We start from the raw sequence: 22162 nt of genomic DNA, 5'->3' as shown, positions 1-22162 counted from the left end.
AGCCGATTTTGTAATTAGAACGAGTAATCAGTATTTAAAGAAGTAGTCCGAGAAGCCCATGGTCATAACGTTTAAAAGTGGAAAAGTCATCGCAACCGCACATGAATTGGTTGTTCGTTTAGATGGTGAGCATAGAGTCACGTTGCAAGCTCAAGTTGATGCAATTCAACTGATCGGAAAAGGGGCAAATGTCATTTCAGCCAACGGTTCTGAGTGTAAATGGTCGATAAAATTAGACGACGAACAGCAGCTCCGTGAAATCGCTAACGAAATTGGCTGCGATGTGATGTAATCCTATACTATAAAAGCACTTAGCCCTTCAGATTGAATAACATCTTAGGATGTCATACTCAATAATTCGCAATAAAATCGTGGCAGTAATATTGATTTTACGCTACAAAATAGGGAAACTGAATTCAATGTCCTTTGAATAAGTTTTCCTCTTTATGAGCAGCCCAAGACTTCGCGTTCAATTTGAAACCCTGTTTGAATACTTCGATGGTAAAGATTCTGATGTTCAGCTCGACGACATCACGGATGTGCTCTGTTGTACCCGTCGTAATGCCCGAATGGTACTCAATAAGCTTGAAGAAGAAGGGTGGGTAGAATGGTTACCCGCAGCTGGTCGAGGCAAGTTATCTCAACTTATTTTTAAGCAGAATCGTTGTGATGTCAGCGAGAACTTAGCAAGACGCTACCTACAAGAAGGTAAAATTGGGCAAGCGCTGTCAGTGCTTGATCACAATGCAGCCAAACTCACCCAAGTTATTCAAAACTACTTGGGGGTACAATATCAAGAAGGTGAACAGGTTATTCGTTTACCTTATTACCGACCGCTTTCAATGCTCAACCCAACCAAATCGATGCGACGATCTGAACAACATATCGTTTGCCAGGTATTCAGTGGCTTAACGCGTTTGGATGAGAATGATCAGTTACAGCCCGACCTTGCTCATTCGTGGCAAAAAATCAGTGACTATCAATGGCGATTTTTCTTGAGACCGGGTGTTCGTTTCCATAACGGGGAGCCTCTGTTAACCAATCATGTTGTAGATACGCTTCTTGCGCTCGAACCTCTCAACATGTTTTCACATATCAAAGATGTCTCTTCACCTGCAAATTGTGTAGTTGATGTCTTTCTCACACGCCCAGACAAGTACTTTCCGCTCGCGCTAACGGAATCGGTCGCTAAAGTTACCTTACCAATGACTTTACGTGGTGAAGACTACGATATTCGACCGATTGGTACAGGACCTTATCGCATTGAAAAGAATGACGAAAAGCAACTTGTGTTGAACGCATTCAACGGTTATTTCGGTTTCAGGCCGTTGATTGATCGTGTGGAGGTATGGGTGGTCGATGAGGCTTATTCCTCAATGGTTTACCCAAGCTTGTCTAAACCAGTAATGGCAGACCGTAGTGAAAGTGACGAAGTAGAACTTGACCCTGGCTGTACGTATTTACTGTTGAATAGAAAGAAGGGCATCGCGCAAAACCCTGCATGGGCAGAATTTTTGTCTAACGCTTTGAATGCCGCAGATCTGTTTATGCATATTCCGAAAGAAACCTTGATCGATTTAGGCATGTTGCACGCATATGGAATAAAACCGGGTTGGTATGACATAAAGTTAAAGGCACCAGTTTGCCCACCAGCAGATTCGAAGCCTACCATAAGATTGGCATACCAATGCCAACACTCAATGTTCCCTATAATTGCCAAGGCCATTGTCACCATGTTGAAACAATACAATATCGACGTTGCTCTTTACGGTTACGAAACGGATCCTCCACATGCCGACGATGTTGATATTTGGATTAACCCAATGGGTATCGCTAATAACAGAGACGATGCACTGGCATGCTGGCTTATGGATTATAGTTTCCTCGATGAATCGAGCCCCGCAGACGATTTTGATCAATGGTGCCATATGATTGATCGTTGGCGCTCTGGTGAGTTTGAACAGTTCCCAGCAAGGCAACTCGGTAAGCAACTGGTACAAAGCAACCAATTGATTCCGATGTTCCATTGTTGGCTAGGCGTAAACAAAGACCAATGTGGTACGTTGCAAAACGCAAAGTGTAATGCATTGGGATGGTTCGACTTTAGCCAAGTTTGGGTGAAGCCTGACGTTGATTGAAATCCAAGAAAACTCAATTAGGGAAAAACGATGCAAACTATGATGGTCACATTTATTACGCTGGTGGCATTTGCAGCCAATTCAGTGTTGTGTCGCTGGGCTTTAATGGATCAAACGATTGATCCTTTGAGTTTTTCGATCGTGCGTGTCATCTCCGGTGCGCTTACACTTCTGATTTTATTGACTTTATCTTCGAACTCCAAACCTAAACAGGGTTCATCTAACAGCGGTATATCGGTATACACAAAGCTCAAATCACAGTTTCAATTAACATCAATATTGTCACTGCTCGTGTACATGTTTGGTTTTTCGTTTGCTTACTTAGAGCTTGGCGCAGGTCTTGGTGCTCTGGTGTTGTTTGTCGCAGTGCAATTTACGATGATTGCCGCGCACTTGTTTTCTGGCAACAGAATGTCACTAATTGAGTGGTGCGGATGTTTGTTATCTGTGGCAGGGCTTGTTTACTTGTTAATGCCAACGGAATCGACACAGGCACCCGACTTAGTTTCTATCATCTTGATGTCTCTGGCTGGAGTTGGGTGGGGCATTTACACATTGGCAGGAAAGAAATCCACAAACGCGTTGCAATCTACGACAGCCAACTTTGGATTTAGCTCGCTAGCGATCCTTGTGTTAGTAAGCCTGCTACTTGTTATCCCTAGTGTGGCATCGCAAACCTCCATCACTGAACAAGGTTTGATTTACGCAATATTGTCGGGCTCAGTGGCTTCTGGTATAGGTTATAGTTTGTGGTATTACGTGGTAAAAAAACTGAATACGGTGGTTGCGTCTATTGCACAGCTTTCTGTTCCAGTTATCGCCACACTTGGTGGTGTATTACTGTTATCCGAACCTGTTACCATGCAATTTGTTATCTCATCGACTGTCATTTTACTTGGGATAAGCTTGGTTCTTGTCGCTCCTAAACTTAAGAAATAATAAGGACAATCACTAACCTCTATGGCTAAACCCAACAAGAAACAACCGACCAAAACGGTTCAGATATTCTGCGCTAAATGTAAGACGCAACTTTTCAAGTATCGAAAAGGCGGTAAAGGTGCACTCGTGAAATGTTTTAAGGAGCGTATCGTTGAAGATTTCACGACAAAACCATGTGTGTGCCCTGAATGCGGGATTGAGTTTGCGCGAGATACCTTGGTTCGAGGTACGCCAGCCTACAAATTTGTTGGTGGCAAGGTAACGATGAAATAACCCGTCACGATGAAACAAGCAGTCATATTAAAACTAAAAATGCCACAGCACAGTTTGTGTGTGGCATTTCAACAACGTTGCTTTTGATACTCAGAATAAAGGATTGAGCTTAGTAAGCTCTGACACGACCTTGAAGCTTAAGAAGTAATAACGAGACAATTGCGCCCGTGGTGTCACACAGCATATCTTTCTGTGCATCCCAAATATCACCTTGTGAACCAAGGAACGCGATACCTTCATCACCACCTGCAATCTCCGCGTACCACCACTCTATAATTTCATAACCTGCAGCAACACTCATGATCGCAAATAGCGCAAAGAAACATGCCAGTACCGGTTGAGCCAGTTTTTTACTAATTAAGTACTCAGCGAGCGGGTAAGCATAAAGGCCAATAGAGAAATGGGCGACACGGTCAAAGTTATTGCGTTCAGAACCTATCACGTTATTGAACCAATCAAATGGCACTTCAGCGAAGGTATACTTCGCGCCTATCGTATGTAAAATCAGCCAGATAAACATCAAAATATACGCTGTCTTAGTGAAGGTGAGCTTTGTTGATAACCACCAAATCCCCACCAATATCGCAAGCGCTGGGACGATTTCAGCAATCCATACCGCTCTTGAAGAGGGAGCAAACGCTGAAAATAGAAACACAATTAAATACAGCGTCGTCAATGACAGTAATGGTCGATTTTGAGCAAGTGGCGTGATTGTCATATCAAGATCTCTCGTCGAAGTTTTTAATAGTGTTACACAATAATGAACAGTGTTCAATTGGACTTTAATCACCAGATTTGTTGAAAAGTAGCGTTATCGCCCAGTATCTAGACAAACGGTTGCTAGAGTTTCACAAAAGTTTGATTTACAACAAAGCGATCCTTAAAATCGCTCTATTACTACATTACAAGAAAGAAAGTCATGAAACTGGAAACTGTCGATTATCTTGCTGACGACGCAGCAGAACAATTTGTTCGCTCTCTACGTGAAACTGGTTTTGGTGTTCTTAAGAACCACCCGATCCCAAAAGAGCTTGTTGAGTCAATTTACGAAAACTGGTACCAATTCTTCATCTCTGAAGAGAAAGAGAAAGAGAACTTCCACTACAATGTTGAAACACAAGATGGATATTTTCCACCTTCAGTGTCTGAAGTTGCAAAGGGCCACACTGTAAAAGACATTAAAGAGTATTTTCACGTATACCCTTGGGGTCAAATCCCTGAGCAGTTGAAAGAACAGATTCTGGATTACTACCAACGTGCGAACGCTTTTGCTCAAGAGCTTCTCGGCTGGGTTGAAGCGCATGCCCCTCAAGAAGTTCAAGAGAAGTTCTCTATTGCATTATCAGAAATGATCAACGGCAGCGAACAGACTTTGCTTCGTGTTCTTCACTACCCACCAATGCAAGGCGATGAAGAACCAGGTGCAATCCGCGCTGCGGCACACGAAGACATCAACTTACTGACGGTACTTCCTGCTGCAAACGAGCCGGGCCTTCAAGTTAAAGCTCAAAATGACGAGTGGTTAGATGTTCCATGTGACTTCGGTAACATGATCATCAACATCGGTGACATGCTTCAAGAAGCATCAGGTGGTTACTTCCCATCGACAACTCACCGTGTAATCAACCCATCAGGTGAACGCCAAGAGAAGTCTCGTATCTCTTTGCCTCTATTCCTTCACCCGAAACCAGAAGTAGTGCTGTCTGAAAAGTACACAGCAAATGAATACCTAATGGAACGTCTAAGAGAGCTTGGCGTTATCTAATGAGTTAAATGCTCCGTCCCTAAAACTAGGATAGATGTGAAAGGTCAGCTAAGTTGCTGACCTTTTTTGTATCCACACCAAAGAAGAACGGCTTTATTGCTAACGATTGTGTTCAACTAAAGGTACTCAGTTTTTGACGATGGAAGGTGTCTTTAAGCCAAACGTTAGAAAGTTGTTTGTCCTTAAGCTCGACAAATCGTAGAAAATCGCTTTCAATTAAAGAAGATACGCAATGGATGAGAAACAGGTTACTTATAGAAGCACTGTTGTGAAAATCCATTAATTCAGAAAAGCTAACTGAGTCAACTATGTCGAATCATCAAGATGTGAGAGCAAACTTTCATTGCCATATGGAAAACCCGTTGCTTTGGCCGATAATGGAAGTGCTTAAGCAAAAGCCAAGCGGATGGAAAGTACATACATTGGCGGCTCATTTGAACGACCTTGGGTTTGTGCCAGTGTTAGACCCGATACCTGAGAAAGAGTTGTTTAAAAAGAACTTCCTCATCATGAATGCGCTTTATCAGCTTCAAGAAACTTTACACCCTGATGGTTGGCTCCAAGTCCAAGCGATGGACATTGAATTGATGAACGGTCGTTATCACGGAAGCAGCCACAGCATCGATCATCAAGACCCACTTCGAGACTACTATATTAATTGGGTTAACTATGAAGCGGATGAGGGCGAAGTCAAAAGGCTGTTGAACGAGTTTTGGACTCGATACAGAAAGTTTGTAGGTGGTGATGAACTCGATATGGATCGAAGCCGAGCATTGAACCTGTTTGAATTACCGCTGGATGCGACCCACCACGAGATTAGAAAGCGTTGGCGACAACTGGCGTTGAAATGGCATCCAGACAGAGAGCAAGGTAACACCGCAAAATTTCAGACACTCTGTGAAGCATGGCATGTATTACGAAACTCGTAATCGAACGTAGCTTTTAGCTGCCTAGTTGGTTGGACACCTAAAATAGAAAGCCCCACATTGTGAGTGATACAAGCGGGGCTCGCTAAGTGCTGTAATTACGTTATGCGTTGTAACTACTTTATTTGTTGGTGCTACGAGTGATCTTTACTCTCACCACTTTTATGCTCAAATGCATAGTCGAGTACTTTACGAATATAAGGAGCGCCGACTTTTGAACCGCCGTTACCATGTTCAATAACCACAGTCGCGACATATTCTGGGTGTTCATAAGGTGCAAAAGCCGTGTAAAGGGCGTGGTCAAGTAAGTGCCTAGCGAGTTTCTTCGAGTTGTAGACCTGATCTTTCGCAAGATCAAACACTTGTGCCGTACCTGATTTCCCACCACTCGTGTAGTCGCTTCCCTTAAATGCGCGTCTACCACTACCACGACTGCCATGGTTTACGAGTCGCATTGCGTTGAGTGGTACATCCCAAATTCTATCGGGTACTTCTGTAATCGAAGGCATTGGCTCCGGTTCGACAAGTTGCTGTGTACTAAAATCTTCACCGTGCTCTAAGGTGGCTCTTAATATATGCGGTGGCATTACCTTTCCATGGTTAACCAGCACCGAGGTCGCTTTCGCAAGTTGCATTGGCGTGGATGTCCAATAACCTTGACCAATACCAATCGGGACAGTGTCGCCTTGATACCACGGGGTACGATAACGCATCATCTTCCACTCTCGAGTCGGCATGTTGGCGGTACTTTCTTCATAGATATCGATACCCGTAGGTTCACCAAAGCCAAAGCGATTCATCCAGCTTGAAATGCGGTCGATACCCAAATCAAACGCGGTTTGATAAAAGAATGAATCAACGGACTCTTCGATGGCTTGGGTGACATCGACAGGACCGTGACCCCAGCGCTTCCAATCTCGCCATGATTTAGAGTTTCGTTTTGACCCCGGAATTCTCCAAACTCCATGATCATTACGAATAGTATCCTCAGAGATGACGTGTTCTTGCAGTCCTGCTACTGCCATAAATGGTTTAATAGTTGATGCAGGCGGATAAACACCTAAGGTCGTGCGGTTTACCAACGGATGAGCAGGATCATTTAATAGACGTTGGTAGTTCTTACTCGAAATGCCATCCACAAATAGGTTCGGGTCATAACTCGGGCTAGATGCCATCGCCAACACGCTGTTGTCTTTCGGATCGAGAATAACTGCGCTGCCAGTTCGGTGATTAAGTTGTTCAAAGACGTATTTTTGTAGCTCAAGGTCTATATTTAGCACGATATCTTTGCCGGCTACTGGCGGCACGTACTCAATAGTTCGGACAACTCGTCCACGACTATTTACTTCGACTTCTTGATAGCCTTTAGTCCCATGTAGAATATCTTCATAGTAACGTTCAACTCCAAGCTTCCCGATGATTGTTGTAGCTTGGTAATTTGCGTCTATACCTTGTTCTTCGAGCTTTCTGAGGTCGCTATCATTGATGTGTGCTACATAGCCTAATACATGGGTAAGGACTTCACCATTCGGATAAAAGCGCTTTAAGCTGGTATCAATAGATAGACCGGGGAATTGGTATTGATGCACAGAAAACTTTGCAATCTCTTCTTCCGTTAGATTCTCTAATATCGTCACTGATTTGAAACGGCGAGTGTTGTGATAACGTTTTTTGAATCGAGCGATCTGCTCGGCATCACGTGGGACGTATTTGTCTAGCTTGGCGAGCATTGCATCGACATCATCGGTTTGCTCTGGAATCATCGTCAGATCAAAGACAAGCTTGTTCTCCGCAAGCAAGACGCCGTTACGGTCGTAAATAAGCCCACGAGTAGGGGCGATAGGGAGTACTTTGATTCTGTTGCCATCGGCACGAGTTTGATAACTTTTAAAGTTTTCGACTTGGAGTCGGTACAGGTTACCAACTAAGACAAGAGTGAAGAGCAAGATCCCACAAAAAGCGACGATTACACGATTTTTGAATAGGTTTACTTCTTTTTTATGGTCACGCATCTTAACGCGTTTATGATTCATTGAAGCCTCAAGGTTTTGTTACATTTAGTTACACTTGTCGAGTCGGGACTTTATCTGAATATCACTAGGGTTTTGTAAAAGCTGTGTCATGATTTTTGGGATCGACAGTATTAGATGGTAGTAAACAGCGCCTTTAATTTTCTTATTACACAGAATGATAAGTAATTGATATAAAGATTGGTTTTATGAATTCATAGCGTTGGAGAGTCTTGATAACACTAGCGGTTAGGTAAATAGAGATTAGATAAATTTACGGCCCTCAGAATGAGAGCCGTAGAAGGTTAATTTGCTTACTTAATAGCTTAAGAAAGTTAGAAACTTAGAACTTCAAAAGCCTAGAAGTACAATAAATCCGATATTTAACGAAATCAGTTCGAAGGCTTGAACTGAGATTTACGCATACGGTTCAGAGCAGCCATCACATCTAATGTTCTTGGTTTCGCTAGGTCACCGTAATTAGGCATGTTAGCGTGCCATTCGTTTTCTAAAATAGCGTTGAACTCTTTCGCAGGGTTGTTTGACCAACCTGGAGTTTGTGCGAATTGGAACCAAGCCCAACCGATCGCGTTCACTTCAGACGGCGACTCTAATTGCTCAAGGGCAGAAAGGTCTGCAAACTCTTTACCAAAACGCAGTGACTCTTTGCCTTTCGCATTAACACGGAACTTACCGTCAGTAAGAATGTTCATGAGTGAAGCACGGTTCAATGAACGTGGCACAAACGTTTCTAAAGCCGTCTCGCATTCGTTAGTTCGCTGAGTAGGGTGCTGAGCAATAACGTCTTTTGCTTTTTCAGTCACATCTACCGCTTGGTAGTCGTGCATTTGAATCACAGTGTTCGCTACATCTAGGTAATCACCAGAACCGCCCATTACAACAATGGTAGAGATATCCATCTCTTCACGTAATTGGCCTATACGGTCAACAAGTGGGGTAATTGGTTCGTCGCCTTTTGACACTAGCGCTTGCATACGTTCATCACGAATCATGAAGTTAGTCGCTGACGTATCTTCATCGATAAGTAGAGTTTGAACACCGGCTTCAATCGACTCTTGCAACCAAGCAGCTTGAGACGTAGAGCCAGACGCATCTTGTGTGCTGAAATTAGACGTGTCTTTCTGCATTGGTAAATGATTAATGTAGTTTGACAGGTTCAAGCTGTGTACACATCGACCATCTTCAGCGCGGATCTTCATTGTATCAATCGCAGTTACGATGCCTTCACGACCGTCACCAGGAATATGGTTGTAGATAGAACGTTCAACGGCGTTCAACAGTGTCGATTTACCATGGAAACCACCACCAACGATCAGCGTAATACCTTTTGGAATACCTAGGCCTGTCACGTCACCTTGGTTTGGAGTGTTTAAAGTAACGCTCAATGATTCTGGAGCAACGAAAGGCACTGCATCTTTCATTGGTAGGTCACAGTTACCCGCGATACGTGGTAGCACGCTGCCGTTTGCAACAAATGCCGCTAGGTTGTTTTCATCTAGTTGAGCACGCAGCGCTTCTTGGTCTTCGATCGTTTCACAATGTTTAATCATTGCGTCGATGTTCAGCTCACGCTCAAGCGTCGCGCGACGAATAAACTTCGGTAAGTAAAACGTAATAATATTGTTCGCTTTCTTAGCAAGAATGCTACGACCATCAGCTGGTAGGTTGATACGAAAACGGATTTCGATGCCGTGTTCTGTGAAAACAACAGCTGTGTTGTCTAATACCGTTTGACCTGTCAGTGCGATAGACACGGTTGATTCTTGTTTTGCGAACTCAGAGAAGCTACGCGCGATAAAATCACGAGCTGCTACTTGGTATTCGTAAGACTTTTCTTTCAGCCAATCTAACCCAGTTAACGACCACGCGCGCGTTGCACGAAAACGAGAAGCTGACGCATATGGGTCACCTTGGATGTGGTCGATGTGTAATTCAAAATCAGCAAAGTCGTATTGACCTTTAATTTGTTGATATGCACGGTAGTTTTGTTTTTCGAGCTTTTTAAGCTTTGCAGTCAACTGATCCATAACGAGGAATGCCTATATAAGGGGAAAGATAAAAACAGAAAGGCGGCGATTATAAAAATCACCACCTTTAGAGTAAAGAGAAAGTAGACCTAAATCCAAAACTAACTGCTCTTTTTCGCTTTAAGCGTAACGAGTCGTCCCCAAATAGTTTTGATTGATTAAGCTGTGTTCGAATTCTTGGCTCGGCATTGGCCTTCCGTAAAGGTAACCTTGGCCCACATCGCAGCCTTCATTGATAATAAATTGCTCCTGAACTTCCGATTCTATGCCTTCAATGGTTACTTTTAGGTCGAGCTTTTTGGCAATTTGGACAATAGAACGAACAATTTCCGAGTCTTCTTGAGAGTTAAGCATTTGATCAATGAAGCTCTTGTCAATTTTAATGGTATCGAACGGAAATTTCTTCAGGTAACTGAAAGAGGCGTAGCCTGTCCCAAAGTCATCAAGTGACAATGTAACTCCAGTGTCGTGCAATGATTCCAAGGTGTTCTTAGCGACAACTTCATCTGCAATAAGGCCGCTTTCCGTGACCTCAAGCTCTAAGAAGCTAGGCTCTAAGTGGTAGGTTTCGAGTAGGTGAACCACTTGTTCCGCAAAGTGTACGTTCTTGAGTTGAATCGCAGATACATTCACGGCCATTTTGAAATCGTCGACGTATTCGGACCACTCTTTGGCTTTTTCAATCGCATTACGTAGAACAAAGCTACCCACTTCGAAAATCAAACCGTTTTGCTCAGCCATATGTATCAGGGTTTCGTTAGAGATGTCGCCCAAAACAGGATGTCGCCAACGAAGCAAAGCTTCTGCACCCACCCAGCGATGCGTCAACGGGCAAACTTTGGGTTGAAAGTAGAGCATAAGGTCATCATTACGAACGGCTTGAAGTAAATAGCCTTCGATCTTATTAATGTGGGTTTGCTCTTCGGTATGGGATTGAGAGTAGTAAGCGAATTTTTGTCCTGAATCTTTACACGCTAACATCGCTTCAGAAGATTTCTGCAGAATGCTTTCCGCGTCATCTTCGTCGTTCGTAATTGCAATCCCAATAAACGCGTGCAAATGCACTTTGTCACTTTCGATGTCGAATTCTGAATGACCAACTTTAACGAGAGTCTGGCAAAGTTCTTCTAAGCGCTGGTGCAAATCTTTAACGCTAAACGCCAGCACGAGGTCAACCGAAGTAGGGCGTGCAGTTAATACATCGATATCAGAAATACTGTCGATGCGTTTTCGGTATTCAACAAGCACTTGATCTAACGCGTTATAGCCGTATCGAGCCTGAATGCGTCTACCGTTTGTAAAACCAATATGAACGACGGCAAACGAGCTGTCTGTCAGCCTTCTCTGTGACAGTAGCTTGTGGTTTAAGCGGGATTCAAATGCGTTTCGGTTTAAAAAGCCCGTACCGAGATCGTGATTCTTTTGGAAATTAATCTTTTGCTCTGCTGCTTTTCGCTTATCAATCTCTTGATTTAATGAATAATTAAGACTCGCAAGGTCTTTAGTCCGAGTGTAAACACGGTTTTTTAAGTCTCTATTCATTTGAGTGAGCTTAGCATGCTGAAACAGGGTTTTAAGCTGAGATTCTATTGAGGTACGAAAGCTTTCCAAAAGCTTAATATAGGTTGGTGTGTAGTGATTCTCTTTCGAATCCAAGATACAAATGGTACCGAACAATTCACCGTTAGGCCAAAGTAGTGGTATACCACAGTAAGAGACTAAGCCTAGTTTGATGTCAGGGTTATTTTCCCAGTCAGGATCAGCGAGGGCATTGGGCACAACAAGTTGTTGTTGAGACTCCATCACCGTTTCACAATAAAGCCCATTGCCTAAGGTTTCAGAATCGCCTTTGTTGTATGGGTTGCTTTTACTGCGACTGGTTGAGAACACTTCAATATAGTTGGCGTGAACACGCATGATGAGTGCGGCAGGCACTTGAGTGATTTGAGCTAAGAGGTCAACAATGTTCTGCCAACCGGACTCCATATCGTCTGGAATATCTAAGTCTATCGTTTTTATTTTCTTCATATGACTCCGAGTCAATTATGCTAAATGCATCAACACATCCTGTGTTAATTATGATGAACCAAATAAACTATGAACCTTACGTTTAGTAAGTATAAGAAATGTTGCACGAAAAAACCTCCGCAATTTTGCAGAGGTTTTCAAATGTGAATCCGGGTCTCAGTAATGAGATAAGTTTCGATTAAGGCTTTAACTTTATAAAATCTTCTGTATTAAGTTTCTGGCTATAGTCTACCGATGGTTGAGCAAACCCATTTAATTGCAGAAATTCCTCTTTAAACCCTTGGTAATCGCCTAAAGTTTGGAAGTTGTTTTCATCCATCTTTTCTAATAGCTCAGTTACGTGCGCTTGGGTTTCTGGGTCTAGTTCCCAATCATCCATACGAATCAATCGCTCGCCATCAAGCGGTACTTTTGATTGACCATAAAGTTTGCTGCTAAACAGACGCTGCATTTGCTGGATACAACCTTCGTGGGTCTCTTTCTCTTTCATCACTTTATACAAAGCAAGTAGGTACGGGCTGAGTCCCGGGATGAAAACGCTCGCTTTAGTGACTAGGGCTTTACAGACCGTAGCGTAAGCGTTGCCATCAAAGTTTGCTAACTCTAGGTTAAGTGCGTGGCTTGTTTGATGAAGGTCAATCTTAGCGCGCCCCAGCGTACCATCTAAGTAAATAGGGTGCGTGACTTCTGGACCAACATATGAAAACGCGATTGTCTTACAGCCTGGTGCAATAGATTCAGCGTTGATGAGTTCATCTATCCATTGTTCCCAATCTTCGCCGCCCATCACTTTGAGTGTGCTTTCGGCTTCTTCTTCCGTCGCGGCATCAAGAGTGTTGGTCACCCAGTTGTCGTGTTCCAGCGAAATAGTTGCACCGGTTACGCTTTCCCCAATAGGCTTAATCGCAGAGCGCCAAAATTCATCAGAATCAGGTTTCGGTCGCACACCCGCAGCTAAGCTATAAATAATCAGATCCACTTCACCTTCAAAGTAGGTTTCAATGGCTTCTACAACTTGTGAGCGTGTTTCTTGAGAAAATGCGTCGCCAACGATGTTGATAGCAGTTCGCTGCTCTCGTTCGGCTTCTTTCTTGAAGTAGATATTGTTGTACCAACCGGCACTACCTAGGGATTTTTCGTTTGGAGCGCGCTCGAATGAGACGCCTATAGTGTCAGCTTTTGCGCCGCCAAAGGTAAGGGCAACACGAGCGGCAAGGCCAAAGCCTGAGGAAGCGCCGATAATCAGTACTCGTTTAGGGCCATCTTTGATTTGCGGCGCACTCTTAACAAACTTGATTTGTTGCTTTACGGCTTCTTGACAGCCAAGAGGGTGAGCGCTTTTGGCTACCACACCCTTGATAACAGGTTCGATCAGCATAAATAACCTTACAGTTAACGGTGATATGCACTCAGGCTAACGTAAAGCTGTGTAAAATTTATTGAGCTAGACCATTAAAACTTAAAGATACTGATATAATTCTTCGGCGACGAATTCAGCAATCCAAGGTTGAGCTTCTGGTTTTGGATGCAGTCCATCGTTCATCATCCACTCAGGTTTAAGGATGATATGCTCTAGGAAAAACGGCAAAAGTGGCACGTTTTGTTGATCAGCAAGCGCTGCAAAAACGTATTCAAATTGCTGGTTGTAACGCTTTCCGTAATTCGGTGGGATTTTAATCTGCATCATTATAGGTTTCGCGCCCGCAGCTTTTATCTGCTCAATGATTTGATCAAGATTCGCAGACATCAGCTTAGGTGGGAATCCACGAAGTCCATCATTCGCACCAAGTTCAATAAGAACGGTGTCTGGAGCGTGTTCTTCAAGCAGTTGTGGTAGGCGAGCTAAACCATTGCCAGTTGTGTCACCAGAAATACTTCCGTTAACTACGGTTACCGTTTTGTCATGCTTTGCTAACGCGCCTGGTAATAAACTTGGCCAACTCTGTTTGATGTCCATGTTGTAACCAGCACTCAAGCTATCACCAAGGACCAGTAACTTAGAATCTAACTCGGTATCTTGAGCCAAAGAAGCGGTTGAAAATAAAATAAAGAATAAAAAGGAAATTAGTCGAGTCATGCATACATCCATCATTAAAGCCGAATCCGTTTCGAAGACAGTGTCTACTAATCAAGAACATTTAACAATCCTAGAGCATGTTGATATTGATATTCGCGAAGGCGAAACTGTCGCGATTGTCGGCACGTCTGGTGCAGGTAAATCGACCCTAATGACGTTGCTTGCAGGACTTGATGTACCAACGAATGGCGAAATCAGTTTACTAGGGCAGTCACTTTCACAGCTTGATGACGAAGCTAGGGCGAAAATCCGAAGTGAGTCGGTCGGGTTTGTATTTCAAAGCTTCTTATTAATTCCAAGCCTTTCTGCGCTACAAAATGTCACGCTGCCTTGTTTGTTGAAAGGAGAAGACGAAGATATCGAACGTGCGTCTGCTCTGCTTGAATCAGTAGGCTTAAAAGACAGGCTCGATCATCTACCATCCCAGTTATCAGGTGGAGAACAACAACGTGTTGCTTTGGCTCGTGCGTTCATGATCAAGCCGAAAATCCTGTTTGCTGACGAACCAACCGGTAACTTAGACCAACAAACCGCAGCAAAAATCGTTGAACTATTATTTGAGCTGAACTCTTCTCACGGCACCACATTAGTATTAGTGACACACGATCCTAAGCTTGCACAACGTTGCCAAAGAACACTTAAGATGCATGTCGGTCAGATAGAGGAAGTCTAAATTGAATTCATCAAACGGACTGAACAAACGCTTGCTTTCATGGAGTATCGAAGAGATTCGACACGGTCAGTTGTGGCCAGTTTCAATCGCTTTAACGCTTATTATTGCTTGTGTATTTGCATTATCGGCGTTGGCCGAACGTATGGAACAGGTAATTGTTAAGCAGGGCAAAGATGCGCTTACTGCCGATAGCGTGTTTATCTCAGCAAACCCAGTTCCACAATCCTTATTAGACCTCACTAAAGTTGAGCAATTAGAAAGCTCTCAGTTGACTCGTTTTTCAACCATGGCATTCAGTGACAACTCGATGCAGTTAGTGACGGTGAAAGCGGTTGAAAGTAATTACCCATTACGCGGTGAGATGATCTTAGAGGGTGCTGACAAAGCATCCAGTAACCATGTTAAGCCGGGTGAACTTTGGTTAGACGAGCGAATATTCGCACAGTTAGAGGTTGAAATTGGTGACAATGTCACTATTGGCGATGCCGATTTAACGATAACTGGGCGAATCACACAAGAACCAGGCTTGAGCTTTAACCCATTCCAACAAATGCCAGCCGTGCTGATTCATACAAGTGATATCGATGCCACGGGAGCGATTCAACCGGGCAGTCGTGTTAGTTTTAGGCTGTTTCTAAATGGTGATGATACAAAACTGAAAGCCGCGCAAGAGAGCATAGAATTAACACCAAGCGATCGCTGGCGTACTCAAGATTCAGCCAGTCGCACCAACGACATGTTCGAAAGCACGACTCAATATCTTTCGTTAACCGTTGCTATCGTTGTGATCATGGCTGCGACCACTTTGGTACTCACATGCCAACATTATGTTGCGAGTCGTCGTAAAACCATCGCGATGCTTAAGAGTTTGGGAGCAAGCAAGCAGTGGATTGTTAAATGGTTGTCAGTACAGGTATCTCTGTTAGTGGTTATCGGTGCAGTATTGGGAATTGCCATCGGTATCGGACTCGAGTTTTTGCTTCGTATACCTCTGGCCGACTTATTGCCAACGCCACTTCCTAGTTATGGTATTGAACCTGCTATCTTGGCGATTTTATCAAGCATCTTAATTGGTGTTCCTGCTCTTGGTATCCCGCTGGTTGGCTTGGTCAATACATCAGCAATCAGCGTTATTCAATCAAGTCACCAGTCAAATGAAAGCTACAAGAAATACCTATTGTTACTAGTACCTGTTATTCCAATGATGCTGATGTATGGCGACAATCTATTGGTATGGATAGTTCTAGCGGGTATCGCTTGCCTGTTCTTAGTGCTCGCGATTATCAGTACGTTTGTTCTGCGTTTAGTTGGCAAGCTGCCGACAACGACATCTATGCGTTTGGCATTAAGCCGAATTAATCGCACACCATTAGCAACGGGGATTCAATTTGGCTCTTTGGCGCTTTCGCTGATGCTGTTGTCTATCATTTGGTTGGTGAGAAGCGATCTACTGTCAGATTGGCAACAAACCTTACCTGAGAACGCGCCCAATGCGTTTGCACTGAACATCGCTAGTTATGAAAAGGACAGTTACCTTGCCACCATTGATGAAAATGAAGTCGAACGTACTCAAGCATTCCCAATCATTCGTGGACGATTGACGACTATCAATAGTGTCGAAGCATCTGAGTATAGCGACACATCAGAGCGAACTGATGCTCTAAGTCGCGAAATCAACTTCACATGGGGAGATAGCTTGCCCGAGTACAATGAAGTGCTTGAAGGCAAATGGACGCAAGAGCAGGGCGTATCTGTTGAATCTGACGTGGCTGAACAGCTAGGTCTGAAAATTGGAGATGAACTTACTTTTACCATCAACAGTCAAAATGTATCAGCCAAGGTTAACAGCATCCGTAAAGTAGAATGGCGTGAAATGAAGCCGAACTTCTATTTCATCTTTACGCCAGACGTGTTGAGCTCTATTCCTTCTACTTGGCTAGTGAGCTTTAGATTAGAAGAGCAACACAATCAAATGCTCAACGAACTCTCTCGAAATCACCCAACCGTGAGTTTGATGGATATTCGAAAGATGGGTAGCAAGATCCAAGAGTTGCTCAAACAGATTGTTTGGTCGATAACCGTACTTGCGGCGTTAGGTGTGGTGGCGGGGCTGTTGCTTATCTTCACTCTATTGCGATTGAGCTTATCTCAAAGACAACAAGAGATACGCTTGTACCGAACGTTAGGCGCGAGTAAGAAGCGAATTCTCAATACTATTTGGTGTGAGTACGGGTTAATGGCGTTAGTCGCAGGCTCAATTGCAGCGTTTGGCTCTGAACTTAGCGTTGCAGGCGTTATGAACTTTGGCTTTGAGTTACAACCTTCACTTCACCCGATGTTGTGGATAGCGCTACCCGTGCTAACGTTCATTACATTGGCCGCGGTAGTGAATAGCTTAATCAAACGTTTGTTGGCACCAGTAAACAAGGATTTTGGTTAGTCGTTAGCGTGATCTAACCAAATGCTTAAAACGGTTTAAAAGTGAGATTATTTGTATTTAGTCATGCACTATTTACAAGGCGTCTCTTTAGACCGTTTTTTATTTGACCAATGCGTAGCATAAGTAAAAAATATCGCACCTTATATTCCACTCTTTTTAGCATTTTTTAAAACTAATTGCGCAATAATGCCGATTTAATGAACTGCGGTTAGTCCCTGTAAATAAAGGGTTTGCGCAACTTAGCAAGAACGTTATCAACAGTTATCCACAAAAACGGTGGATAACTTTAGGGATAAGTTAACCTCTATGTTTTAAGAGTACTGAGGCAGCCTTTATGTGGCGTCACTTAGGACAAATTTGACTGTTAGAATAACCTTTAAAACTCTATCTGGAGTTATTGAGTCAAGAGATTATTTATGTTTTTTACATAGATATTAAATCCCGCCTATCTAAGACCTTGATAAAAATGTGTTTTAATTCATCTCAGAACAAAAGTAGAATAGCGGCAGTTAATCTTATTCTACAGAACACGATGAACCACAACAAAACGGATACAAATCAACCTTCTATTGCCATTGTTGGTGGTGGTATTGCCGGAACCACTAGCGCGATTCACTTTAGTGAGTTGGGTTTTAAGGTCACTATCTTGGAAAAAGGGCCGAGTTTGGTTAATGGTCCACCAATTTGCCACCTGCATGCTGGCGGTAATTTGTATCGAGATATTTCTGTAGAGCAGTGCCTTCAATTGCTCACACAGTCAATTGATACCGTCCGCTTGTTCCCTCATACGATCAATATTCGTCCTACAATCATCGCGGTTCCGCACAGTGATGGTGGAGAACCGTTGGATCTACTTCCTCGCCTTAAGATAATCAAGAACGCTTATGCCGAGCTTGTTAAACAAGATAAAAGCAACCAAGTGCTTGGTGATCCGGAAGAGTATTACAAGCTATACAGCAAACAAGATTTATTAGCGCTTTCTGCGAAAACACAGCCTCTGAAACCCACATCGCTTGATGATTGGTGTATTCCTTTTGCCAAACATACCGATTTAGAAACCCTTAAGTATCCTGTTGCTATGGTTCAAGAGTATGGTTGGAGCGTATTCCGCTTATCTGCAACCGCTCAACTCTCTTTGGGGCAACAAGAAAACTGTACTGTGTTAACCAACAGCCGATTACAATCTGTTGAGTCGACAGGACAAGCTTGGACTTTGACTTATACAGACGCCGAAAACCAAAGTTGCCAACTAACGACCGATTACTTGATCAATGCCAGCGGCTTTGAAACGGGCATCGTGGACGACTTTGTTGGCTCAAAGCAGCAAAGACTTGTTGAGTTTAAAGCTGCATACGTTACAGAGTGGCCATATTCACAACAATGTAAGGAAGAGTGGCCAGAGGTTATCTTCCATGGTCCTAGAGGCACACCGCAAGGCATGGCCCAATTAACGCCGTATGCTGATGGTGTGTTCCAACTTCATGGTATGACAGAAGGGATTACTCTGTTTGAGGGCGGTCTTGTTTCTTCATCAACAGACTCGTCACAGCCACAGTTACCTTCGAAGCTTCTTAAGAAAATCGTATCGGGTTGGAGTGAAGAGCAGCTTGAATTAAGAACTCGTGCTGCAATAAAGCATATGTCTCAGTTCATTCCAAGTTTTCTCTCTGCACAGGTGGGCGGCAAGCCTTTGTTCGGTGCTCAACAGATTCCGGGAACCGATCCTAGCTTAAGAGCTTCAGACGTCTCATTCTGTGGTGACCGCTATGCTCGACTTGAAGTAGTAAAAGCGTCTTCAACGTTAGAGGCGGCGCAAAAAGTTGCTGAGCAATGGTTTGATGTATCAGAGGCGGTATCTATTGAAGATACGCACTCAGTGACAATGTCACTTAATCTAAATGATATTGAAAACAGAGCGATAGATTTGACCAAAGAACGCGGATACCCAGAAGCGCTTGCAAAGGTGTCAGGTCAAGATCACACTTAATAGCCAATCATCATCGACTGCGCTTAACTTCTCCAATTCGGCTTACCGTAATAGGTAAGCCGAATCTTCATTCAAACGCCAGCTTAGATACCGAAACTCATCCAAACTACATCTTCCTAGCTAATTATTCTTAGCTACATAGCAATTAGCACATAGCAAAAACTAATAGCCGAAAAACTGAGCCCATTGGCACCAAACATCTTGCAAGCCTAAGCGATCGCCTTTGCTGAACGATATCTCATGTCCCGGTTTGGCTTGTGCTAAGCGTGGTAAGTCGATTCTCGCGACGCAGCCAATCTTCGGATAACCACCAATGGTCTGCCTATCATTTAGCAAAACGATAGGCTGCCCATCTTGGGGGATTTGAATAGAGCCCAAGGCAATACCTTCTGACAAAAGCGAAATGTCAGGCGAGTCGACTGGGTCGCCACTGAGTCGATAGCCCATCCGGTCAGAATTTTGATCAACGCGATACTGTGCGTTATACAAAGTCTCTTTTGCTGACTTCGAGAATAGCTCGCTTTGATAGCCTTCAATAACTCGTAGGTTCACGGGTAGATTGTAATCAGGCGTGTATCGGAACGTAACACTCAACGCTTTAAACGGGCACGAGAGTTGATGTTGGGTAAAAGCTATTTGTTGCCCTTGCTGGCATGGCTCTCCATCTTGTGTTAATCCACCAATTTTTTCACGAGTCACTGTAGAACAGCTATGAAGAGTTAATGGTACATCGAAGCCACCCTTAACGGCTAAATACGCCCTTAGACCATTTTTAGGTAAACCAAATGAGAGAACTTGCCCTTCGAAAGCTTGAAAAGTACGCCAGTTACACAGTGGTTTACCATCGAGCTTAGCTTGTAAATCGCCACCACATAATGCCATTTCGCAATCAAAATCTATTCGCAACGCGCATTGCCCAAGCGTGATTTCCAACGCCGCTCGGTTTACTGGGTTTCCCAATAAGTGATTGGCCCAGCTATAAGAGTAATCATCAACCGGGCCTCCTTGTGTCAATCCAAGATGAGCAACACCAAATCGCCCAAAGTCTTGAATTAAACTCAACGGTCCAGGTTTAATCACTGTCAGTGTTGGTTTAGCTATTGTTTTAACCATTAACGGCACCTCCACTAATCTCCATAAACCTAAGCTCAATAAATTCTTGTTTTGATATCGCGGTGAAACGAACGGTGTCACCGACATTAAGTAGTGACAGCGGCGTTTGCGTGGTACCAGCGTTCTTCAATTGGCTGTGCTCAAACAACGGCAGCGGGCAATTGCCAATAATATTCCAGCCACCCGGTGAATCCGAAGGGTACACAGCCGTTTTTGTATCCGCGATGGCGATACTGCCTTTCGGTACATTTAAGCGGGGTGTGGAGTGACGGGGCAAAGCAAGCTCATTAACCACATCAGACATAAACGCAAAGCCAGGCGTAAACCCAATCGCACTGACACTGTATGTCTGTGAGGTGTGGTATTGAATAATATCGTCCAGAGACAGGCCTTTGTCTTGATACCTGTCTAAATCGAGCGCCGTTTCGGGTGAATAATAGGCAGGAAGATCAATAGTATTACGAGTGTTACTCACATTAGAGAAAGACGATAGAGAGTGATTCAACAAATCATTGAGTTGTTTAATGAACTGATGTTCTGAAATTCGATAAGGTAAGTAGTTCACCAGAATGGTGTGGTAAGCCGGTGTCACATTCATCAACACTGATGCTAAGTTTTGGCGAATAGCATCGGAAAAGTGAGCCATGTACTGCGCATATTCAGCACTAGATTGTTTATTTGAAGGCGATAGCGTCAAGGTGATCAAAATACTACATTCTGCGACTGGCACTATATTGAATTCAATCTGATTCGTCGTCATTTCGTTTCCATACGTTTGTTTGCTTACCTTTGGTTTGATTACTTGGCGTGTCTAACTTCCGTATCCAGGAACTAGAATTTATGATCTATTGGTTAGGCGAGCGATTAAGCCGTGCACCCTACACATCACACGCGCTAGTTAAAAGCATTGAGGTCTTGTCTGATTTTTCTAATTAATGCGATGGATTGAGGGTTATCGCCATGGACACAGATGGTATCCGCTTCAATGGGTAGCCTTTCACCTTCAATGGTCGTGACAGAACCATAGTTAATGATTTGCATTACTTGGTTGTAGATGTCGTCTTGATTGACGTAAACCGAGCCTTTTTGAGTTCGTGGTGATAGCTGTCCGTTATTTAAATAGGCACGATCGGCAAATGCTTCAAATAAGAGTGGCAAGTCGTGATCGTCAGCAATATCCAAGTATTGCTGATTGTCTGATGAAGAGAGAATCATCAAGGGGATGTTAAACTCTGCGACCGCTTGGGCCACAGCGTTGAACACATCGATATTTGCCATCATATCGTTGTAAAGGGCGCCATGAGGTTTCACGTAGCCAACAGAGGTATGGTGATAGCGGCAAAGGGCTTGTAGTGCACCGACTTGATAGCAAACCAGTTCACTGATTTCATCCATGGTATGGGGGATAGAGCGACGTCCAAAACCAACTAAATCTTGATAACCGGGGTGAGCACCAATTTGAGTATGATAGTGCTGAGCCAGTTTAATGGTCTTGGACATAATGTGCGGATCGGAAGCGTGAAAACCGCAAGCGATGTTTGCCATATCGACCCATTCCATGACCGACTCATCATCACCCATCTTCCAATTCCCGAAACTTTCTCCCATGTCGCAATTAAGCAAAATCTTCGTTGTCACTTGGTGCTAATCCTTTACGTTGAGGTAAGTAATGACGGTCTTATAAATGCCATAAATAAACAGTGACCTAACTCAAACTTTCGACACCAAAAATTTACCAGTATGGCA

At 43.6% G+C, this 22162-nt stretch carries 18 protein-coding genes; 9 read left to right on the top strand and 9 right to left on the bottom strand.

Annotation, left to right across the window (positions count from 1 at the left end; all coding sequences use genetic code 11):
• Positions 1 to 58 precede the first annotated feature (58 nt).
• The 4 genes from ATB74_RS05245 (at position 59) to ATB74_RS05230 (ending at position 3350) form a co-directional block, all read left to right on the top strand.
• Complete coding sequence (locus ATB74_RS05245) at positions 59 to 292, top strand: DUF3389 domain-containing protein (RefSeq protein ID WP_017064605.1); 234 nt, start codon at positions 59 to 61, stop codon at positions 290 to 292.
• Positions 293 to 446: 154 nt separating this feature from the next.
• The gene (locus ATB74_RS05240) at positions 447 to 2138 is read left to right on the top strand and encodes an SgrR family transcriptional regulator (protein WP_061017002.1); all 1692 of its coding nucleotides are present in this window, start codon (positions 447 to 449) and stop codon (positions 2136 to 2138) included.
• 30 nt (positions 2139 to 2168) lie between these two features.
• A complete protein-coding gene (locus ATB74_RS05235; RefSeq protein ID WP_061016999.1) occupies positions 2169 to 3077 on the top strand; it encodes a DMT family transporter in 909 nt (302 codons plus the stop codon).
• Positions 3078 to 3098: 21 nt separating this feature from the next.
• On the top strand, positions 3099 to 3350 hold the full coding sequence (locus ATB74_RS05230; protein WP_017060071.1) for a hypothetical protein: 252 nt from the start codon (positions 3099 to 3101) through the stop codon (positions 3348 to 3350).
• Between the two features lie 109 nt (positions 3351 to 3459).
• Here the strand turns inward: ATB74_RS05230 and ATB74_RS05225 are convergent, their stop codons facing one another.
• Positions 3460 to 4068 carry a DUF2238 domain-containing protein gene (locus ATB74_RS05225; RefSeq protein ID WP_061016998.1) on the bottom strand — a complete coding sequence of 203 codons (609 nt, stop codon included), beginning with the start codon at positions 4066 to 4068 and terminating at the stop codon, positions 3460 to 3462.
• A gap of 201 nt (positions 4069 to 4269) precedes the next feature.
• Between ATB74_RS05225 and ATB74_RS05220 the strand changes: the two genes are divergently transcribed.
• Complete coding sequence (locus ATB74_RS05220) at positions 4270 to 5115, top strand: isopenicillin N synthase family dioxygenase (RefSeq protein WP_061016996.1); 846 nt, start codon at positions 4270 to 4272, stop codon at positions 5113 to 5115.
• 308 nt (positions 5116 to 5423) lie between these two features.
• Complete coding sequence (locus ATB74_RS05215) at positions 5424 to 6044, top strand: DNA-J related domain-containing protein (RefSeq protein ID WP_061016994.1); 621 nt, start codon at positions 5424 to 5426, stop codon at positions 6042 to 6044.
• A 131-nt stretch (positions 6045 to 6175) separates the two neighbouring features.
• On the opposite strand, the gene mrdA is transcribed toward ATB74_RS05215, so the two are convergent.
• The 5 genes from mrdA to ATB74_RS05190 all read right to left on the bottom strand — a co-directional run bounded on the left by mrdA (position 6176) and on the right by ATB74_RS05190 (position 14203).
• A complete protein-coding gene (mrdA, locus tag ATB74_RS05210; RefSeq protein WP_061016992.1) occupies positions 6176 to 8074 on the bottom strand; it encodes a penicillin-binding protein 2 in 1899 nt (632 codons plus the stop codon).
• A 368-nt stretch (positions 8075 to 8442) separates the two neighbouring features.
• Positions 8443 to 10098, bottom strand: a complete 1656-nt coding sequence (locus ATB74_RS05205) for an ABC-ATPase domain-containing protein (protein WP_061016989.1) — start codon at positions 10096 to 10098, stop codon at positions 8443 to 8445.
• Positions 10099 to 10218: 120 nt separating this feature from the next.
• Positions 10219 to 12126 carry a sensor domain-containing phosphodiesterase gene (locus ATB74_RS05200; RefSeq protein ID WP_060981334.1) on the bottom strand — a complete coding sequence of 636 codons (1908 nt, stop codon included), beginning with the start codon at positions 12124 to 12126 and terminating at the stop codon, positions 10219 to 10221.
• Between the two features lie 178 nt (positions 12127 to 12304).
• Complete coding sequence (fabV, locus tag ATB74_RS05195; RefSeq protein WP_060981333.1) at positions 12305 to 13504, bottom strand: enoyl-ACP reductase FabV; 1200 nt, start codon at positions 13502 to 13504, stop codon at positions 12305 to 12307.
• A gap of 81 nt (positions 13505 to 13585) precedes the next feature.
• On the bottom strand, positions 13586 to 14203 hold the full coding sequence (locus ATB74_RS05190; RefSeq protein ID WP_060981332.1) for an arylesterase: 618 nt from the start codon (positions 14201 to 14203) through the stop codon (positions 13586 to 13588).
• Here ATB74_RS05190 and ATB74_RS05185 point away from each other — a divergent pair.
• From ATB74_RS05185 to ATB74_RS05175, 3 genes are all read left to right on the top strand, one after another.
• On the top strand, positions 14202 to 14876 hold the full coding sequence (locus ATB74_RS05185) for an ABC transporter ATP-binding protein (protein WP_060981331.1): 675 nt from the start codon (positions 14202 to 14204) through the stop codon (positions 14874 to 14876). The genes ATB74_RS05190 and ATB74_RS05185 overlap by 2 nt on opposite strands.
• 1 nt (position 14877) lies before the next feature.
• The gene (locus tag ATB74_RS05180; RefSeq protein ID WP_061016987.1) at positions 14878 to 17316 is read left to right on the top strand and encodes an ABC transporter permease; all 2439 of its coding nucleotides are present in this window, start codon (positions 14878 to 14880) and stop codon (positions 17314 to 17316) included.
• A gap of 532 nt (positions 17317 to 17848) precedes the next feature.
• Positions 17849 to 19303 carry an FAD-dependent oxidoreductase gene (locus ATB74_RS05175; RefSeq protein ID WP_061016985.1) on the top strand — a complete coding sequence of 485 codons (1455 nt, stop codon included), beginning with the start codon at positions 17849 to 17851 and terminating at the stop codon, positions 19301 to 19303.
• A 162-nt stretch (positions 19304 to 19465) separates the two neighbouring features.
• Here the strand turns inward: ATB74_RS05175 and ATB74_RS05170 are convergent, their stop codons facing one another.
• From ATB74_RS05170 to ATB74_RS05160, 3 genes are all read right to left on the bottom strand, one after another.
• A complete protein-coding gene (locus tag ATB74_RS05170; protein WP_061016983.1) occupies positions 19466 to 20416 on the bottom strand; it encodes a biotin-dependent carboxyltransferase family protein in 951 nt (316 codons plus the stop codon).
• On the bottom strand, positions 20409 to 21176 hold the full coding sequence (locus ATB74_RS05165; protein ID WP_061016981.1) for a 5-oxoprolinase subunit B family protein: 768 nt from the start codon (positions 21174 to 21176) through the stop codon (positions 20409 to 20411). The genes ATB74_RS05170 and ATB74_RS05165 overlap by 8 nt, the downstream gene beginning before the upstream one ends.
• Positions 21177 to 21310: 134 nt before the next feature.
• On the bottom strand, positions 21311 to 22054 hold the full coding sequence (locus tag ATB74_RS05160) for a 5-oxoprolinase subunit PxpA (protein WP_061016979.1): 744 nt from the start codon (positions 22052 to 22054) through the stop codon (positions 21311 to 21313).
• Positions 22055 to 22162: the final 108 nt, after the last annotated feature.

The sequence above is a fragment of the Vibrio splendidus genome (genome assembly GCF_001557875.1).
GTDB classification, from domain to species: domain Bacteria; phylum Pseudomonadota; class Gammaproteobacteria; order Enterobacterales; family Vibrionaceae; genus Vibrio; species Vibrio splendidus_F.
This window is presented reverse-complemented; position numbering and strand designations above follow the sequence as displayed.

Coding starts and splice junctions, on each gene's coding strand:
- ATB74_RS05245 (WP_017064605.1), top strand. CDS start 59: ATGGTCATAACGTTTAAAAGTGGAAAAGTCATCGCAACCGCACATGAA.
- ATB74_RS05240 (WP_061017002.1), top strand. CDS start 447: ATGAGCAGCCCAAGACTTCGCGTTCAATTTGAAACCCTGTTTGAATAC.
- ATB74_RS05235 (WP_061016999.1), top strand. CDS start 2,169: ATGCAAACTATGATGGTCACATTTATTACGCTGGTGGCATTTGCAGCC.
- ATB74_RS05230 (WP_017060071.1), top strand. CDS start 3,099: ATGGCTAAACCCAACAAGAAACAACCGACCAAAACGGTTCAGATATTC.
- ATB74_RS05225 (WP_061016998.1), bottom strand. CDS start 4,068: ATGACAATCACGCCACTTGCTCAAAATCGACCATTACTGTCATTGACG.
- ATB74_RS05220 (WP_061016996.1), top strand. CDS start 4,270: ATGAAACTGGAAACTGTCGATTATCTTGCTGACGACGCAGCAGAACAA.
- ATB74_RS05215 (WP_061016994.1), top strand. CDS start 5,424: ATGTCGAATCATCAAGATGTGAGAGCAAACTTTCATTGCCATATGGAA.
- mrdA (WP_061016992.1), bottom strand. CDS start 8,074: ATGAATCATAAACGCGTTAAGATGCGTGACCATAAAAAAGAAGTAAAC.
- ATB74_RS05205 (WP_061016989.1), bottom strand. CDS start 10,098: ATGGATCAGTTGACTGCAAAGCTTAAAAAGCTCGAAAAACAAAACTAC.
- ATB74_RS05200 (WP_060981334.1), bottom strand. CDS start 12,126: ATGAAGAAAATAAAAACGATAGACTTAGATATTCCAGACGATATGGAG.
- fabV (WP_060981333.1), bottom strand. CDS start 13,504: ATGCTGATCGAACCTGTTATCAAGGGTGTGGTAGCCAAAAGCGCTCAC.
- ATB74_RS05185 (WP_060981331.1), top strand. CDS start 14,202: ATGCATACATCCATCATTAAAGCCGAATCCGTTTCGAAGACAGTGTCT.
- ATB74_RS05190 (WP_060981332.1), bottom strand. CDS start 14,203: ATGACTCGACTAATTTCCTTTTTATTCTTTATTTTATTTTCAACCGCT.
- ATB74_RS05175 (WP_061016985.1), top strand. CDS start 17,849: ATGAACCACAACAAAACGGATACAAATCAACCTTCTATTGCCATTGTT.
- ATB74_RS05170 (WP_061016983.1), bottom strand. CDS start 20,416: ATGGTTAAAACAATAGCTAAACCAACACTGACAGTGATTAAACCTGGA.
- ATB74_RS05165 (WP_061016981.1), bottom strand. CDS start 21,176: ATGACGACGAATCAGATTGAATTCAATATAGTGCCAGTCGCAGAATGT.